We start from the raw sequence: 16747 nt of genomic DNA, 5'->3' as shown, positions 1-16747 counted from the left end.
CAGCCTAGCGGCCGATCGCCTCTCTCTTTTGTGCATCGATCACTTTTGTGACGCCCATCTGGTTCTGGAAGGCGGCAGCCATCAGCATCTCAGCCTCCTTCACATGCCCCTTGATCAGCGCCTTGCGACCGTCTCGCGTTGAGATCGCCATGATGCGATCTCGCTTATTACCACCACCCAGGACCCCTGCGAGCAAACCCAACGGGCCGAGCACAACGAGGCCCGCCGCTCCCCAGCCTAGCTTACCGGCGATCGACGCCTTGTTGTCCTCCGTGACTATGTCCAGAGACGCAACATCGCGAAGTTGAAGCGTCTCGAAGGAAAATGTCCCTCTGGGCATAAAATGACATTCAGGTTGCTCGACGTCGTCTTGAGAGCGGCATAGAGCGAAGCCCCCAGCGCAACTACCTCATCTGGGTTGGCGAACGTGGTAGGCGGCTTGTTGAATGCCTTCGCGACGCTCTGCTGTACGGCAGGGACACGCGTACTACCGCCCACCAAAATAATGGCCTGAATGTCATCAAGCGAGACGCCCGCGCCTGCGATTGCTGCCTCACAGAGCATTTCTGCCTGAGCTAGGTACGTCGAGATTGCGTCCTCGAATTCCCGACGTCGGACCTCAATCTGCTGCCGTCCACCGCCACCCGTCGCCCTCACCAGCACCGTTTCGCGTTGGCTGAGGGACTTTTTGTCAGTCTCGGCGTCGGCCCTTGTGTACTCGGTGGCGTCCAGGTCGAACCCCGTCGCCGCTTTGTACTTTGCAGCGATGAGTTGATGAAGCTTGGCGTCGAAATCGTCTCCGCCCAACTTGCTGACACCCTCTGTACTCAGGACCTCCACATCGTTTCCCGTCACGCGAACAATCGAAACATCAAAAGTGCCGCCTCCGAGATCGTAGATGGCAAATGTACCTGCCAACTCCTTTCCAGAAAATTGGGCATAGTATAGCGCCGCGGCCGTTGGCTCGTTTATGATGTGCTTAACATTGATCCCCGCCATCCTAGCGGCCTCAAGTGTCGCTTCCCTCGCTTCATTTGCGAAGTTCGCGGGAATCGTAATCACGGCCTCGGAAATGGAGCCTATCTGGCGCTCTGCTTCGGAAACGAGCTTTTTGAGGACCAGCGCACTAAGGGACGTAGGTGTGTGAACCGTGCCGCCAACATCGAACTTCGTGGCGGTCCCCATATCCCGCTTGAAGCGGCCGAACGTATTGGGGTCTAGGAAAATGGTTCGGCGCGCTTCGGCACCAACGAGCACCGAGGCGCCGGAAAATGCCACCACCGACGGCGTGATATTACTGCCATCTGCAGTCCTTACAATCATCGGTCGTCCGGTCTCGTCCAACTGAGCTACCGCAGAAAACGTCGTTCGAAGGTCGATGCCCACTACCGCGCCCATGCGTTACTCCGTCGTTCCATACTTGTAGATTGAGACCGAGGAAGGCCTTAGACAAACGGGCCCCTCGGCGGTTGCGAGTGCATAGCCAGCGCTGATTACGCCAGCCACTGTCATGTCAAGAGCGATATCGCTGGTCGCCACCACACTCGGCGCGCTGGCGACACCAAACGCACTCCGGAATGACTCTCCGACACGAGGCGAGAAAGTTGTCACTCCACATTCTGCAAGCGCGTCCTCCAACAACGCTAACAAGCTGCGAAGTCGTTCCACTCGCTCTCCTCCAGCCGTGGCATCCTCGATCTCCTCCCCAACGGCCCTGTGGAGTCTTACGAAACGGTCCAGGAACCGATGGAATATCTTTGCATCTCCGCCCTTGCGCAGTCGATCTATCTCTTGATCCTTCATCGACAGGCTGCTTGAGAATATGGCGAGGCTTTCTTTAACCTCGGCTATTTCTCTCAACGCGTCGCGCCCGAACTCATCCACCGAACTTGCATGGTTTGTCGTCGACTTGGTCAGTGAGCGGATCGCCTCGCCTTGACGAAGAAAGGCTCTGATCACCAGGTCGGGGATTATTGAGGTCTGACCGTCCTTCAACGCCATTCGCCAGTACATTAGGCGCAGCGCAAGTCCCAATGCGGCGGCCGCAACGCAAAGGCTTACTACGAGCGCCGCAACTAGAATTGTGGCATCCAATGAAGGTGGGGGTACAGGAAGGGGCGTCTGAGCAACTGTCTGGGCGGTTGCCAAGGAGGTGTCGGATGGATCGGCGCCTTCGGTAACTGGCACCACGTCCTGCGCAACAGCACCTCCAAATGTGCTTGCGCTCATCACCTGCACGACGAAAACCGCTGGAGCGGGCCCTAGTCTAGCTCGCATAGCTCCCCCAAATTACTTTCCCCAACATGACACTAGTGCGTCTTGGTATAGGCTGCTAGTCGCCTCTTCCGGGAGTGGGTCAAGCTTCGTGGATGGTCCCGCCGGGAACCACTGTCTATCGAACGGAGAACCGCTCGAAAGGCGGCACTTGCGCCTGAAGCGAGCAGAGTGGGGAACGTGCCTCTGTGAGTTTCATTCACGACGATCTCCCAGTATCTGCTGCGCTAGAACCGCTCGGAACCCATTTATGGCCGCGCTCGCGAAGTTCCGCGTTGGCCTCAAAAGACACCAAAAGCAAACGTGTTTAGAAGCGCTAAGGACCCGAGCAAGGTGTACAATGTGTAGAGTCTAATTTTGGGCGTAGTCAGCGCACGCTCGCCCACACCACCGGCACGTCTCCGTCAACCGTCAGCGCCTTGACCGACATCCCCGCCGGCTGCTCACCCCGGAGGACGGCCTCAACCACGTCCGGCGCCAGAAACGCCAGGTTCACCACCCGGCGCACGTACCGGTCGGTGACCCCTGCCCGCTCGGCGATCTCCCGGAAGCTTGCCGCCTTGCCACTGGCCAGTTCCTCGAACCACGCCCGCCCACAGGCAACGGCGCGGATGAGTGCGTTGTCGTTGGTCCGGCGATCGGTGGTGCGATGCGGCGCTTCGACGACCAGTCGCGTCTCGACCCCGTGCCGGACTGCGTCCATCGGCACCTCGAGTACAATCGGCTCGTGCATCACCGTATCGTCCCCGAGCAGCCGCCAGCGCAGCTCGGTCGGGTTCAGCTCGATGCGCAACCGGTCCTTGCTGATCTGAACCTTGTCGACCAGCTGCTCGAGCAACGCCCGCTGCTGGGTCGGCAGACCGTGCTGCAGCTCAACCGACAGCGCCTGGCCAAGATCGAGCGCGGTCGAGACCTCGTTGGGCGTCGCTGCCGTGAGCCCCAGTGCCGTCATCAGCCGCGGCTGGTCGGCGAACAGGCAGACGATGGCATCGATCACCACCGGCTCGATCTCGGTCGCCGCCAGCCGATAGCTGCTCGTCGGCCGGTTGTGTGCACCGCGGGCTGCCGATGCTGTGCTGGCATAGTACCGGTAGCGCCTGCCGTCCTTCACCGTATGGGTGGAGGTGAGCCTGTTGCCGAACTCGTCGACAACGAGACCGCTGAGCAGGCTGGGGTGCTTGGCATTGACGCGCTTGCGCTCGCCCTGCCGGTTGAGCCGCAGCAGCTGCTGCACCCGGTTCCAGGTTGGCCGGTCGATGATGGGCTGGTGCAGACCCTTGTGCTTCTTGCCCTTGTGCGAGACCGCACCGGCGTAAAGCGCATTGCCGAGGATCTTGTAGAGGTGCCCGCGGGTAAAGTTCAGCCCGCCCATCTGCCGACCGGACTTTGCAACATAGGATTTGGTGGTGAGACCGAGCGTGCGCAGCTCCTCCTCGACCAGCCGGACACTGCCGAGGTCGAGATAGAGTTCGAAGATCTTCCTGATCGTCGCGGCTTCCGCCTCGTTGATGACCAGGGCCTTGTCCCTGACGTCGTAGCCGAGCGGGATGGGTCCGCCCATCCACATGCCGCGCTTCTTCGATGCGGCGACCTTGTCCCGGATCCGCTCGCCGGTCAGCTCGCGCTCGAACTGCGCGAAGCTGAGCAGGACGTTCAGCATCAGCCGGCCCATCGAGTCTTTGGTGTTGAAGGACTGGGTGACGGAGACGAACGACACCCCGTACTGCTCCAGCGTTTCGGCGAGCTGGCCGAAGTCGGTGATGTTCCGGGAGAACCGGTCGATCTTGTAAAAGACGATGACGTCGATCTCTCTGGCCCGGACCTTGTCCATCAGGCGGGTGAGACCGGGGCGATCCGTGTTGCCACCCGAGAAACCGCCATCGTCGAAGTGGTCGGGAACCAGCACCCAGCCCTCATGGGCCTGGGATTTTATGTACGCCTCGCAGGCCTCGCGCTGGGCTTCGAGCGAGTTGAAGTCCTGCTCGAGGCCTTCTTCCGAACTCTTGCGAGTGTAGATGGCACAGCGCAGCGGCTTGTTGGGGGGCGACTCACGCATCGTCGCTGACCTTCTCGCGCTTCGCTCTGCCGACACCGAAGAAGGTGTGGCCGTTCCAGCTGGTGCCGGTGATCTCCCTGGCGATGGCCGACAGGGAGGTGAAGCGGCGACCGCTCCACTCAAAACCGTCCGCTAGCACCTCGACGGTGTGCACGGTTCCCTTCCAGTCGCGGATCAGGCGGGTGCCGGCTCGCAGACGGCGCGGTGCGTCCGCGGTGGTGAACCCATCGGAGGACTCGGCGGCGGCGGCGATCTTCAGCAACTTGCGACGGGCCTGCGGCGCGAGACCGCCCAGCGCCTTTTCCTGCAGCTTGTAGGCGATGGCACGGATCAGCAGGTCGCGTCGGAAGCCAGCTGGCGCCGCAGTGCGGTAGAGCTGCCGCCAGCGCTGGCACAACGCCTTGAGGTCGAGCTGGTCGAGCGCTGCGATCTCCGACCGCAGCGCCTCATGTCGGGTCAGCGGGTGACCTGCGACCGGCTCCACCGGTGCAGCCGGCGACAGATCGACAATGTGCAGATCGTCCGCCATCAGTTTTAGGCTCCGGCGCTGTGGCGGAGGGCCGCGACGTGATATCGGCGCGTCCCCGCGCCATCCTTTTCGGAGACCAGCTCCAGCCCCAGCCGCTTTTTCGCCGCGCCAGACATCCAGCCGCGCACCGAGTGCGGCAGCCAGCCGGTCGCAGCCGTCATTTCATCGATCGACGCGCCCTGCCGCCGGCGCAGCAGCGCAACAATGCTGTCCTGCTTCGAGGTCTTCGGCATGGCCGCAGGCAGTTCGACCGGCGCCGTTCCCGGCTCGATACCGATGGCAGCCAGCCCGGCGTCGGTGATGACCAGCGTGAACTTGCCCGCATCGCCGTCGCGCCACACAACATCGTGGTCGAGCGCTGCCGTCTCGGCCACCAGCCCGGCGCTGAGCAGCTCTCCAACCATCTTGTCGACCATCGCTTCAGACACCCTTATGGTCTCCGGCACCGGAAGCACACGCAGATCGGTACGGCAGGCCGCACCGGCAAGGACCGATCGCTTCGTATCGTTAAGTTTCGAGGCCACAGCACCTCTCCTCATCAGTTCACCGAAGCGGAATTGCTCCGGTGTACTGAGACGAGCCCGGGTAGATTGCCGGGCCAGGAGGCGCTGCTCTCACAGCGCGAGCAACACCATGCTCCGCTTGCTGCAACAGTCCAGCGGTATTGGCGGAGACTCGATGCCCGCCGCCAATGTCGGCCGGCGGCCAAGGTGGTGACACAATAAGCGGTGACCGAAGAACCGCAACCGACTGCAGACCCATGCGGCCCGCCTGCCGTCCGATCAAGCCCAGTAGCCAGCGCACAGTCGTGCCTACTGAACCCGCGACTGGACCTCATCGGGGCTTACCCGGCCGATGACTGCGACCCAGCCGGGGTTGCACGCTCGCGAGGCACCCATCTCACGCGTCAGCTCACCGCGATCGGAGCGGTGGAGCCGCGGAGGCGGATTTCGGGCTCGATCAGCACTTCGGTCAGTGGCAACTCGCGATTGGCCGTCAGCGCGACAATGGCGCGCGTGGTGTTCTCGGCGATGCGCTCCACGGGCTGCCGTACCGACGTGAGCGGCGGATCGGTGAAGTCCAGCATGTAGCTGTCATTGTAGCCGATCACCGAAATATCGGCCGGCACCTTCAGTCCGTTGCGCTTGATTGCCCGGATCGCCCCGAGCGCCATGTCGTCGCTGGAGGCGACGATCGCAGTGACGCCCATCTGCAGCAGCGCCTCGGCCGAGTGCCGGCCGCCCTCGATATTGTAGTATTGCCGGACGACAAAATCGTCGGAATTGGGTAGGTCGCGCCGATCCATGGCCTGCACGAAGCCCTCAACCCGTCGGTCGGCCGGCGTATTGCCCACCGGGCCGGCGCACATGCCAATGCGCCGGTGCCCGAGGTCGTAGAGGTGCGCCACCGCCACTTCCGCAGCGCGCCAGTCGTCGGTCGAAAACACCGGCGAGGGCATATCCGCAAAGCCGCCATTCACGCAAAGGAACGGGATGCCGCGCGACTGCAGCAGCTGGCGGGCTACCGGGTCGGTGTTACGCATCGTATTGCTGGATGACAGGAAGACGACTGCTGCGATGCCGGCATCGATCATCGCCTCGACATAGTCGCGCTCGCGCTGCGTGCCGGGACAGATCACCGCGCGCAGCCCATATGGCGCGATCTCGTTCTCGATCGCCTCGCACAAGTCGGCGAAAATCTGCTCGGCGACACCCGGCACTAGCAGCAGCACCAGCTCACCCTTCAACTGGCGCTCGTACCCGGCCTTGCGAAGCGCCGCCTCGACCGTGCCTCGTGTCGCCGCCGAAACCCCGTATTTACGGTTAAGGACGCGGCTGACCGTCGCCTCGCTCACACCGGCCAGTTCGGCGATCGCCGCAAGGCCGATATTGGCGGCAGGCGAGCGGGGGCGGGGGCGAGGGGCCACCCCGTCCGTTCCGCCTGTGCGGCCGCGTTGACCGCGCGGTCCCTTGCTGTCGTCGGACCTGTCCACCGTTCCTCGATCGTTACTCGTTCAAGACCTGCAAGGTGGCGATACCCGAGACCGGTATTTGCAGCTCGGTGAGCCCCTGCGTCGCGACAACCTCGATCTCCGTGCCGGCATCCCCCCGGGCGGAGTGGGCTACGCCCCTCAGCCGCGCGCGCCTACCGGTCCATCGCACAACGATCCGGTCGTGGGAAGTCGCATTGAGCAGCCTTAACTCGTCAATGCCGTCGAGGTCGATATCCACCACCAGCGGCTGGTACACGCCGACGACCAGCCGGTCTTCATGCCGGGCCTGCAGCACGGGATAGCCCTCCGTAGGCAGCCCCGCCTGCAACTGACCGAAGAGCACCGTCTCGCGATCCTCCATCCAGGTGGACAACACTGTGTGCACGGCGTCGCGCTGCACCTGCGGCAGGCTGGTAATATCCATGGAGATCTGCGGCACGCTGAAATAGGCGTTCAGCAGCTGCCGCGCTGCTGGTTCGGCTCCGGCACGGTGGTCCCACACCGTGGGATCGGAATGGATGACTTGGCCAGCAGCGATCATTCGCATGTTGACGGTGGCCCGGCGGTTCTGGTTGGCGTCGACTGGGCAGTCCCCGACCCGCAGCAGGTTGGCGTAGGGCGCGGTAGCCGGTCCGATGTAGGCCTGCCGGAATTCGATGAGCACCTCGTCGAGCCCTGCGTCTTTCAGCCCCTCGCGCAACTGCACCAGCGTGGCGTGGATGGCCTGCCCGACATCTGGGATATCGCCGCCGGTCGCGGTGCCCTGGTAGGCGACAACGCCGTCGAGGAAGTCGAGCTTCAGCCCGTCCACACCATAGTCACGCACCAGCCGGATGCAGGTTTCGACAAAGTGATCCCGCACCTCGCGGTAGCGCGGATCAAGCGCCGAGCAACGCCAGCCGTCCCCGTTGTAATAGGGCGCGAAGGGTTTGAGCCGCGCAAAGACATCGCTGTTCTCGCCCAGCAGCAGCGGCGCCACCCAGAGGATGACCGACAGACCGAGCTCATGCAGCTTGCCGACATGCGCTCGCATATCGGGGAATTTTACCGGGTCGGCCACCCAGTCGCCACATCCGGCATACCAGCGGCCATTGCCCAGCTTCTGCCAGCCGTCGTCGATGATCACGGCGCGGCAACCGAGTTCGCGTACCAGCACTGCATCGCGCTCGATCTTTTCTGCGCTGATGTCCTGCGAATAGGCGTACCAGGTGCAATAGACCGGCACGGTTCCGTCGAACGGTACGGCCAGGGGCTCGCCAATATCGTCGCGCAACCAGTCGCGCATCAGCCCGATCGCCTCGACATGTTCGAGACCCGAACGGACCGTCGCCAGGCGGATGCGTCGCTCACCCTTCGGGTCATGTTCGTAGTAGACGACAAAGCTCTTGTGCTCCTCCGAGACCCCGAAGCGGAGCTGGCTCTCCTCGATCTGCTGGTCGAAGCAGAAGGCGAGGATGTTCCGCCCATGCCGGTCGTACAGGCAGCCGAGCGGGCTCGAGGAAATGATGCTGGTCTTGTCACGCCCGCTCCAATCCGCCGGCAGCGCCCGCATGGTGGCATTGGGGTACCAATAGCCCTCGACGTCCCCCAGCGGGACCTCGAGCGAGACCCGGACGATCGCCCCATTGGTCTCGATCGTCGTGATCTGCAGATCGCCCTGGGTCTCCTTGGCGACCACCCGGCATCCCGCGCCGATCGAAATCTCGACACCGGGGACGCCGGTGGCGGCAGGGGCCATGACGGATGCGTAGTCTTCCAGCAGCACGGTGCCAGTCTCCTGATTATTGCTTGACCGCGCCGGCGAGGATGCCGGCGACGAAATGACGTTGAAGGAAAAGGAACAGCCCGAGCACCGGCAGGACCGACACCAGCGTGCCGGCCAGCAACTGGCCGTAATCGGTATCGCTGAGCCCCTGCAGCGAGGCGAGCGCGACGGGCACCGTGTAGGCATCCGAAGTCCGCAGCACGATCAGCGGATAGACGAAGTCGTTCCACTGCGCGAGGAACAGGAAGATGCCGAGCGCCGCCAGCGCCGGCCGCATCGTCGGCAGGACGATCTGGAAGAAGATGCGGAACTCGCCGGCGCCGTCGACGCGGGCCGCCTGGATCAGCTCATCGGGCACCGACAGCATGGTCTGCCGCATCAGGAAGATGCCGAACGGCAGCGCCAGATTGGGCAGGATCAGGGCCTGGTAGGTGTTAAGCCAGTTGAGCTGCACCATGATCTGGAACAGCGGCACGAGCGTCACCTGCGAAGGCAGCGCCAGGATCACCAGCACCATGCCGAACAGCACGCCCTGTCCGGCGAAGCGGAACTTCGCGAACGCATAGCCGGCCGCCGTGCAGACGATGCCGCCGAACAACGCATAGAGCAGCGCCACCAATGTCGAATTGAGCACGGCGTGCCCGAACCCGGCCTCGCCGAACAGCTTGCCGAGATTGGCCCAGAGCTGGTCGCCTGGCTGGAGGTTGGGCGGGTTCGAGAAGATATCGCGCGAGCGGTGCGTGCTGGCGACGATCAGCCAGTAGAACGGCGCCAGCATCAGTACCGAGCCCAGCACGACAACGGTGGTTACCGCCATGCTGGCGAGCTTCGCCTGGGGGGAGCGGTCGGTCCTCATGCCCGCTTCTCCCGCAGCAGGCGGAACTGGATCAGCGCCAGGATGCCGATGATGCCGGTGAGCACGTAGCCGATGGCCGAGGCGTAGCCGAAATCGAAGTATTTGAAGCCGTTCTGGTAGAGATACATGCCGATGGTCAGCGTCGCGTTGTTGGGTCCGCCATTGGTCAGCACATAGGGCTCGTCGAACAGCTGCAGCGTGCCGATGGTCGATAGCACCACGGTGAGGGTGATGGCGGGGCGGAGGCCTGGCAGGGTGATGTGCCAGAAGCGCTGGAATGCGCTGGCTCCATCGATTTCCGCTGCCTCGTAGAGTTCGCCGGGCACCGATTGCAGCTGCGCCAGGTAGATCACCGCGCTGTTGCCGGTGTAGTGCCAGGTCAGCGCGATGATGATCGAGATCTTGGCCCAGAACGGATCGCCCAGCCACGGCACCCGGGGCAGCCCGATGCTCTCGAGCGCGAAGTTGATCACCCCGTAGTGGTTGTTGAGCAGCGTCGAGAACAGGATGCCGTAGGCGACGAGACCCATGACGATCGGCACGAAGTACGCGGTCCGCCAGATCGCCCGCCACTTCAGCAGCGCCGAGTTGAATGCCACTGCCAAGAGCAGCGCCAGCCCCAGCATCAGTGGCACCTGGATGACCAGGATCAGCAGCGTATTGCTGAGCGCCTTGTAGAAGATCGGGTCGGTCAGCAGCCGGCCGTAATTGCCCAGCCCGACGAACACCTGCTTGCCCTTCTGTATCTTGGTCAGGCTCAGCCAGGCCGCGTAGACGTACGGGTAAACCTTGAACGCCAGGAACAGCACGATCACCGGCAGCAGGAATAAGTAGGGGGTCGCGCGAGGTGCAGAACCCCGCCAGCGCCGGCGTACGGCAGGCTGTGTGTTCGGCGCGGTCATATCAGGCTCTCGGTGGGAACAGGGAGGCGGCGGCAGGGTGGGAGGAAACTCGGCCCTGCCGCCGTCACGCTCATGCGAGCGTGTTGCTTGGACGCTCGCTACTTGGCGATCGTCCGCTCGGTTTGTCCGGCGACCAGCGCGGCCGCTTCGTCCAGCACGGTCTTGGGGTCAGCCCCGCTCAGCAGCACCTGCGTCTGTGCGTCGGTGTAAGCCTTGAGCGCGCGGGCGTAGTCGGTGGTGTAGTTGACAATGGGGGTGTCCTGGCCCAGTTCGTCGATGAAGAACTTGTTCACCTCGGCGTCGAAGTAGGCGCTCTTCTTGATGAATCCGTCGCTCTCCAGCATCGGCTTGAAGCCGGGGAACATGCCGCCGCCCTCGTACACCGCCTGCTGCCCTTCGAGCGTGCCCAGGGCGTATTTCACGAACTCCCAGGCCAACTGCTTGTTGGTGCTGGTCTCGGCCACCGACAGATAGGTGCCGCCCGAGATCGCCGCGGTCAGCCCGCCTGCCTCGACCGACGGGGGCAGCCGCAGGCCCCACTTGCCGGCCATGTCGGGCGCTTCGCTCTCGAACACGCCAGCTGCCCACGAGGCCGCAGGAATGACCGCGACGTTGGTCTGCCCCTTGATCTGCATCATGAAATTGTCCCAGCCGCCGGGAATGTCGGCGACGACGCCAGCGTCGTTGGCCTTCTTGATCAGCTCGAGCGACCGGACGCCCGCCGGCCCGTTCATGGTGATCTCGCCGGCCGCGTTGAAGTAGAACGCGCCCTGCAGGTTCGTGAGCAGCTGCCACAGCCCGGCGGAGTCGGCGACCGTCGCCGCCTTGTCCATAGCGATCAGGTCAGCGCCGGTGGCTTCCTTCAGCTTCGGACCGGCCGCGATCAGGTCGTCCCAGGTGGCGATCGAGTTGATGTCGATGCCGGCCTTCTCGAACAGGTCCTTGCGGTAGAAGAAGCCCGACGTGTTGACCTCGTACGGGATGCCGTAGACGGCGCCGTCCGGGCCCGAGCCGCTGGCCCACATGCCCGAGGGGAACTGCGCGGCAAGGTCGTCGGCGCCCATCGTGCTCAGGTTGGCGAGCCCGCCCGGGAACGTCTCGACATAGTTGCCCATGTAGTCGATGCCGATGTTGAGCACATCGGCTAGGCCGGCGCCGCCGGCGGCCATGCCGGTGGTGATCTTGTCCCAGATCGCCGGGTTGCCGACGTCTTCCACCTTGATGGTGACGCCCGGATGCAACGCGACGAAGCCGGGAATGGCCGCTTCGACGCCGCGGGCCGGAGCAGTCCAGCTCCACACCGTGATGGTGCCCGACAGCTCCTGTGCGGAAGCCGCTGTTGCCAGGCCCGCGAGGGCCGTTGTCGTAACGAGGGCAATCCGCGCGGCGCGCCCGGTTGCCGTGAACAAATGTCCTACCGTGTTCTTCAGTTTTTCCTCCTCAGGAATCCTCAGTCCCCGATCGTGCCGTCCGGCCGCTCGCCAGGCTTTTCGCTGGCTGATTGTGGCCGTCTCTAGGTTCCGATCGTGCCGGACGCTAGCAGCGGATTTCCGGTCTTGCAATACATCGTTGTAAATTTGCGGGTTCACGCGGAGAGGCACGGAGTTCGTCGATCCGGGGCAACAGGCTCCGGAGAGGTCCGAAAAATCGCATACGGGGCGGGAGGAGCGACCGCTGACTAGCCAAACCTACGGCTGTGCTCGGACCCAGCAACCGCCAGCGAGAAGATTGGATCAGCGGGGCGCCAGGGCTCAGGGAAGCACTCGGCAAGCGAAGCGTGCCAGGCCCTGTCCCGTGCCTCCTCCGCCGCCGTGGGCACCGGCAGCGGACCGGCATTCTGCTCGGTCAGCATGATCAGCAGGTCGCCGAGCCGGTAGACGTCGATCCTTCGGTACGCCGTTCGAACATCAGCGGCGTGCTCGGCGGTCATCTCATCATGGATGCGCTCGTAGAGCGCGATCTTGTCGGGGTGCAGCCGTGCCATCGAAACGGCGATCCTGGGATCACGGGTCATCAGTGCAGCTCCACTTGGCATCGGCTTGCAGGTGTCGAAGGACCGGGCACCGACGATCTAAAAAAAGACCCGACTCCGCGAGGAGCCGGGGGAGATCGGTGCCGTAGGAGGTGGCGCCTAGACCTTGACCTTGGCTGGGCAAAAGACGACGCGCAAGGGCCGAGCGGACTAGTGCGTAAGTGTAATCAGGTAGTGCGAGCTGCATGGCGCTCGGACATCGGCCGTGACGGTAAGCGTTTCTGAACGCTGCGCGAAATTGTTGCCAGGCCAACCCTTTGATTTGTGCTGTGTTGGCGACCTCTGTCAGCGAGGCACGCGTCATGTCTTTCGTATCGAAGTCGCCGGCGACCGTGGTGGCCGCGCTGTTGCTCATTGCCGGTTCGGCAAATGCTGCTGAACAGTTCCACATTCAGCAAGCCATCGATCAGATCGACACCCACGCCCGGGAACTGATGGACAAGTCGGGTATTCCGGGCATGGCCGTAGCGGTCGTCCATGGCGGCAAGATCGTCTACGCCAGGGGCTTTGGTATCCGCGTCGCTGGCGGCAGTGAGCCGGTCGATGGGGACACGGTGTTCCAGCTCGCCTCGATGTCCAAGCCGATCGGCGCTACCGTGGTGGCGAGCATCGTCGGCAGGGGGCTCGCCGACTGGAACGCGCCGATCCGCAGCTACATGCCGTCCTTCACGCTCGGCGATCCATATGTCAGCGCGAACGTCACCATCGCCGACCTTTACGCGCATCGCTCCGGCCTGCCGGATCATGCGGGCGATGCGATGGAAGAACTCGGCTTTGATCGCGAGACGATCCTCGCCCGGCTCGACCAGCTGCCGCTCAGTGCCCTTCGCGCCTCCTATGCCTATACCAACTACGGCATGACCGCCGCCGGCGTGGCGGTGGCTTCCACCACGGGCAAGGATTGGCCGACCCTCTCGGAGGACGCGCTCTACAAGCCGCTTGGTATGACCCGGACCAGTTCGCGCTTCGCCGATTTTCAGAACCGCGACAACCGGGCGCTGGGGCACGTAAAGGAACAGGGGGAGTTCGTTGTCGGCCCCGAGCGGGACTTCGAGGGCGAGCAGCACTGGTCCAGTGCCTATGACACCGATATCCAGTCCCCCTCAGGTGGCGTCAGCTCCTCCGCCAACGACATCGCGCGCTGGATGCTGTTCGTCCTCGCCAACGGGACATATCCCGATGGCACCAGCATACCGGGCGAGGCCTGGTTCCCGGCGATCACGCCGCAATCGAAGGTCTACCAGGCCAAGGCGCCCGGCGAGCGCTCCGCCTGGTACGGTTACGGCTTCTTCATCAACACGACGGCCGGCGGTGTCACCACCCTCAGCCATGGCGGGGCCTTTGCCTGGGGCGCATCGACGTATTTCAATGTGATTCCGGACGCCGATGTGGGCATCGTCGTACTCACCAATGCCTGGCCGACCGGGGTGGCGGAAGCGCTCGTGATGCAGTTCGACGATATCGTGCTGCAGGGTGCGCCGCAGAGTGACTGGTGGCAGATCTATTCCTCAGCCATGGCCGGCGCCTTCCAGCCACAGGGCCGGTACGCCGGGCAGCAACCACCGGCCGAGCCGCATGCCGCCAAGCCGCTCTCCGATTATGAGGGGACCTACGAGAGCCTATATCTGGGCGTGGCGCGCGTCACCGCTGTGGCAGACGGCCTGCAACTCACGCTGGGCGTCGATGGGCAACAGACCTATCCGCTGACCCACCGGGACGCGGACGGCTTCACCTTCAGCCCGCTCAATGACGCGGCCCCGCCCGGTTCGATCTCTGCCGCCGACTTTACAGCAGAGGGGCTGCGTCTCGAGCACTTCGATCCCGACGGGCTGGGCCAGCTCCGGCGCCTGCCGTGACCTCGGAGCTGACTGTGCTATTCACTTGGAGGCAGCGGGCCCAGATAACGGGCCGCGGCTCCCACTATGGTAGATGTGGTCAAGCTCATAGCTGCTTGCAGCATGCGCTGCTAACGCAGCCCTCCCGCGCGAGGATAAGTGGTCATGCTGCGCCGAGTTCGGCCGCCTTCCAGTCGCGGTAGCTCGTCCCGGTACCTTCGATCTTCCACTCTCCCGGACCTGTTGCGCTGCGCCCTGCGACGATCGCCGCGGCAGCGCTGGGGCTGGTGAACGGCACATCCCGGACGAAGCGGTATCTCTCCCCTTCCTCCGTCAACCGAGTGTCAGCAAGGAGTTCGTCGCGCAACGCGCGGTAGCCCGCCGGGAAGGTGCCTGTCTCGCCCTTTCGAGCCGTCGAGCCCGCCAGCACCACGAACCCGTCGACGTCCTCGACCGCGGTTGCCGAGGCCCCCGCAGGCGAGAAGACGAACCTGGTGCGGTTCGCAGATGTTGCCGCCATCGCCGTTGTTGCGGCGACCGGTTTGCGGAACAGGTCGAACGAGAGGATTGGCAGCACGATCCTGAGCTGATCGAGGAAGTAGTCCATATCGGACCGGTCGGCTTCCGGCAGTCGCTGAAAGTCCGGCTCGCGCGTATTGGTGAGCGGCACCGAGCCGGCCCCAAGCGTGGCGCGAATGAGCTGTCCTTCAAGGTAGCGGACATGCCCCTTGGTCAGGTTGTTATCGGAGGCGACGACGACGGCGGCCCGGTTGAAGAAGTCTTTGTCGCCCGATCGCATGTGGTATCGCAGCCGAGCCGCCACATCGTCGGCTTCGCCGATATAGCCGATCGTGCCGCCAGCCCGCTCGGGGTCAGGCCCGAGCAGCACGTACACCCCGGTCTGAGCACATTCCGGCCGCCTGAGCAGGTCGAGGAGACGCGTTCTGGGTGCGGTCAATGCCTTGCCCACCCAGTTGCCGACCTCGGCGACGATAACGCCATCGGACACCCCATCGGCCAGGAAGAGTTTCAGGAAACGGCTTGGTGCTCGATGACTCTCTGACACGTTCATGGTTCCCGGCTTTGGCCGGTCCATCAGACGCCGAATCGATGAAGAAATCCCTATTTGGGATAATCCGGATTCGGGATCAGCTTGCCGGGCTCATCGTCCTCGTCGGGCACTGCATGAGCCGATCCATCCACACCCCAGAACACGCGGCTCTGCGCGATCTGCTTATCGCGGCTCGGAAGGCGGCCGGGTTGACTCAGGAGGAAGTTGCCAAGCGGCTCGACCGACCGCAGTCCTTCGTCGCGAAGTACGAAGGCGGGGAGCGACGGATCGACGTGGTCGAGTTCGTGGCCGTGGCGCAGGCGCTCGAGCAGGACCCTAGGACCCTGTTCGCAACGCTGGTGCAGGCGATCGGATGATCAGTTCGGTCGCTGTCCGATGGCGGCCCTCACCAGTCGGGACACGGCGTTGTCGTCGCTCTCGCCCAGCAGCCTTTGTTCCTCGATGACTGCTGCCACTTCGTCATCGACGACGATCAGCCAGCTGCCATCCGGAAGCCTCCGACCCCGGCTGACGAAGCGGTGCCCCGGCAGGGTCTGGCGGGCGATAAGCTCCCGGGTGGCATTGTCGACGTTAAGTTGCTTCATCTTGCGCCTCGTACGGAATGTGGCTCCCATACAAAGGCTTAGGTGGTCGAAGAAGTCGACTAGAGTTCAATTCGGTGCTTCCCAGCGCTGGCGAGCCGGAAAAGGAGCCTCAGCTCGCAGGGGCAGCTGAGCCGGGGCTCCTCATGCCCATGTATGCCCGACTCAGGAGCCCTGGTCCGCCCACGTGACGAGCGCGCCGTCCGAAGACAGGAGACCGCGGGCCCAGATAACGGGCCCGCGGCTCCCACCATAGTAGATGCGGCCAAAAAGCTGATAGCTGCTTGCACCGTGCGCTGCTGCAGACCCTCATTGCTCCCTATGCCGGGGAGGACCCATCGATGCTCATTGCGGCTGCGAGACCGCAACGGCTCCCTGATGGGCAACGGAGGCGTGAAGCAGGAGGGCGAACAAATGTCCGCCGTCGGTGCGGTTCAGGCGATTGACCGTGTGGTAGGTCGCAAAGATCACAAGCGTACCGGCGCAACGACGACGTGACCGTAGCCAGAGCGGTCCGCCGAGACACTCGCCTCGTCGGCGGACGATCCTTCCACCAGCATGCGAGCGCTGACCAAGCATGGTGGCTCGTTGTTCCAGGCCGTTTTGATAGAGAGGCTTCACGCCTCCGTTGCCCATCAGGGAGCCGTTGCGGTCTCGCAGCCGCAATGAGCATCGATGGGTCCTCCCCGGCATAGGGAGCAATGAGGGTCTGCAGCAGCGCACTAGCGGAGCAGCTGCGGATATTTCTTCCGATCGCCGACGGCAAAGCCCCCGGCGATCGACCTAGACCCTAGAAGCATGGGAATGAATTCCCCTCGGCGACAGGGCCTGAAGCGTCGAACCGGTGTTTTC

Annotated in this window: 16 protein-coding genes; 2 read left to right on the top strand and 14 right to left on the bottom strand. The window is 63.7% G+C overall.

Translation table 11 applies throughout. From position 1 onward, the window contains the following. Positions 1-4: 4 nt before the first annotated feature. The 12 genes from VGV07_RS11220 to VGV07_RS11165 form a co-directional block, all read right to left on the bottom strand. A complete protein-coding gene (locus VGV07_RS11220; RefSeq protein ID WP_326868778.1) occupies positions 5-151 on the bottom strand; it encodes a hypothetical protein in 147 nt (48 codons plus the stop codon). 125 nt (positions 152-276) lie between these two features. Further along, positions 277-1398, bottom strand: coding sequence for an Hsp70 family protein (locus tag VGV07_RS11215; RefSeq protein WP_326868777.1), 1122 nt, complete (start codon positions 1396-1398; stop codon positions 277-279). 3 nt (positions 1399-1401) lie between these two features. Next, a complete protein-coding gene (locus tag VGV07_RS11210) occupies positions 1402-2001 on the bottom strand; it encodes a hypothetical protein (protein WP_326868776.1) in 600 nt (199 codons plus the stop codon). A 640-nt stretch (positions 2002-2641) separates the two neighbouring features. Then, complete coding sequence (locus VGV07_RS11205) at positions 2642-4330, bottom strand: recombinase family protein (protein ID WP_326868775.1); 1689 nt, start codon at positions 4328-4330, stop codon at positions 2642-2644. Next, positions 4323-4859: a DUF2924 domain-containing protein gene (locus VGV07_RS11200; protein WP_326868774.1), complete on the bottom strand. Its 537-nt coding sequence runs from the start codon at positions 4857-4859 to the stop codon at positions 4323-4325. Before VGV07_RS11200 ends, VGV07_RS11205 begins: the two co-directional genes overlap by 8 nt. 5 nt (positions 4860-4864) lie before the next feature. Next, positions 4865-5383, bottom strand: a complete 519-nt coding sequence (locus tag VGV07_RS11195; RefSeq protein ID WP_326868773.1) for a DUF3489 domain-containing protein — start codon at positions 5381-5383, stop codon at positions 4865-4867. A 383-nt stretch (positions 5384-5766) separates the two neighbouring features. Continuing rightward, a complete protein-coding gene (locus tag VGV07_RS11190; RefSeq protein ID WP_326868772.1) occupies positions 5767-6786 on the bottom strand; it encodes a LacI family DNA-binding transcriptional regulator in 1020 nt (339 codons plus the stop codon). A gap of 79 nt (positions 6787-6865) precedes the next feature. Further along, positions 6866-8617 carry a glycoside hydrolase family 36 protein gene (locus VGV07_RS11185; RefSeq protein WP_326868771.1) on the bottom strand — a complete coding sequence of 584 codons (1752 nt, stop codon included), beginning with the start codon at positions 8615-8617 and terminating at the stop codon, positions 6866-6868. A gap of 16 nt (positions 8618-8633) precedes the next feature. Further along, a complete protein-coding gene (locus VGV07_RS11180; protein ID WP_326868770.1) occupies positions 8634-9473 on the bottom strand; it encodes a carbohydrate ABC transporter permease in 840 nt (279 codons plus the stop codon). Beyond that, entirely contained in the window at positions 9470-10375 is a 906-nt protein-coding gene (locus VGV07_RS11175) for a sugar ABC transporter permease (protein ID WP_326868769.1), read from the bottom strand. Before VGV07_RS11175 ends, VGV07_RS11180 begins: the two co-directional genes overlap by 4 nt. A gap of 98 nt (positions 10376-10473) precedes the next feature. Beyond that, positions 10474-11784, bottom strand: coding sequence for an ABC transporter substrate-binding protein (locus VGV07_RS11170; RefSeq protein ID WP_326868768.1), 1311 nt, complete (start codon positions 11782-11784; stop codon positions 10474-10476). 269 nt (positions 11785-12053) lie between these two features. Next, on the bottom strand, positions 12054-12389 hold the full coding sequence (locus tag VGV07_RS11165) for an L-rhamnose mutarotase (RefSeq protein ID WP_326868767.1): 336 nt from the start codon (positions 12387-12389) through the stop codon (positions 12054-12056). A gap of 320 nt (positions 12390-12709) precedes the next feature. On the opposite strand from VGV07_RS11165, the gene VGV07_RS11160 reads away from it, so the two are divergent. Beyond that, a complete protein-coding gene (locus VGV07_RS11160) occupies positions 12710-14263 on the top strand; it encodes a serine hydrolase (protein ID WP_326868766.1) in 1554 nt (517 codons plus the stop codon). 142 nt (positions 14264-14405) lie between these two features. On the opposite strand, the gene VGV07_RS11155 is transcribed toward VGV07_RS11160, so the two are convergent. Then, positions 14406-15338 (bottom strand): GIY-YIG nuclease family protein, encoded by a 933-nt coding sequence (locus VGV07_RS11155; protein ID WP_326868765.1) that lies wholly within the window; start codon positions 15336-15338, stop codon positions 14406-14408. Between the two features lie 14 nt (positions 15339-15352). On the opposite strand from VGV07_RS11155, the gene VGV07_RS11150 reads away from it, so the two are divergent. Then, the gene (locus VGV07_RS11150) at positions 15353-15670 is read left to right on the top strand and encodes a helix-turn-helix transcriptional regulator (protein WP_326868764.1); all 318 of its coding nucleotides are present in this window, start codon (positions 15353-15355) and stop codon (positions 15668-15670) included. On the opposite strand, the gene VGV07_RS11145 is transcribed toward VGV07_RS11150, so the two are convergent. Further along, positions 15671-15898, bottom strand: a complete 228-nt coding sequence (locus VGV07_RS11145; RefSeq protein WP_326868763.1) for a hypothetical protein — start codon at positions 15896-15898, stop codon at positions 15671-15673. Positions 15899-16747 lie beyond the last annotated feature (849 nt).

The organism is Devosia sp., assembly GCF_035944845.1.
Classification (GTDB): domain Bacteria; phylum Pseudomonadota; class Alphaproteobacteria; order Rhizobiales; family Devosiaceae; genus Devosia_A.
The sequence above is the reverse complement of the archived record's forward strand: the minus strand, read 5'-3'. Positions and strand labels throughout refer to the sequence as shown.

Bases quoted from the DNA above. Each gene is read 5' to 3' on its own strand.
- VGV07_RS11220 (WP_326868778.1), bottom strand. From the start codon at position 151: ATGGCGATCTCAACGCGAGACGGTCGCAAGGCGCTGATCAAGGGGCAT.
- VGV07_RS11215 (WP_326868777.1), bottom strand. From the start codon at position 1,398: ATGGGCGCGGTAGTGGGCATCGACCTTCGAACGACGTTTTCTGCGGTA.
- VGV07_RS11210 (WP_326868776.1), bottom strand. From the start codon at position 2,001: ATGGCGTTGAAGGACGGTCAGACCTCAATAATCCCCGACCTGGTGATC.
- VGV07_RS11205 (WP_326868775.1), bottom strand. From the start codon at position 4,330: ATGCGTGAGTCGCCCCCCAACAAGCCGCTGCGCTGTGCCATCTACACT.
- VGV07_RS11200 (WP_326868774.1), bottom strand. From the start codon at position 4,859: ATGGCGGACGATCTGCACATTGTCGATCTGTCGCCGGCTGCACCGGTG.
- VGV07_RS11180 (WP_326868770.1), bottom strand. From the start codon at position 9,473: ATGAGGACCGACCGCTCCCCCCAGGCGAAGCTCGCCAGCATGGCGGTA.
- VGV07_RS11175 (WP_326868769.1), bottom strand. From the start codon at position 10,375: ATGACCGCGCCGAACACACAGCCTGCCGTACGCCGGCGCTGGCGGGGT.
- VGV07_RS11165 (WP_326868767.1), bottom strand. From the start codon at position 12,389: ATGACCCGTGATCCCAGGATCGCCGTTTCGATGGCACGGCTGCACCCC.
- VGV07_RS11160 (WP_326868766.1), top strand. From the start codon at position 12,710: ATGTCTTTCGTATCGAAGTCGCCGGCGACCGTGGTGGCCGCGCTGTTG.
- VGV07_RS11155 (WP_326868765.1), bottom strand. From the start codon at position 15,338: ATGGACCGGCCAAAGCCGGGAACCATGAACGTGTCAGAGAGTCATCGA.
- VGV07_RS11150 (WP_326868764.1), top strand. From the start codon at position 15,353: ATGAAGAAATCCCTATTTGGGATAATCCGGATTCGGGATCAGCTTGCC.
- VGV07_RS11145 (WP_326868763.1), bottom strand. From the start codon at position 15,898: ATGAAGCAACTTAACGTCGACAATGCCACCCGGGAGCTTATCGCCCGC.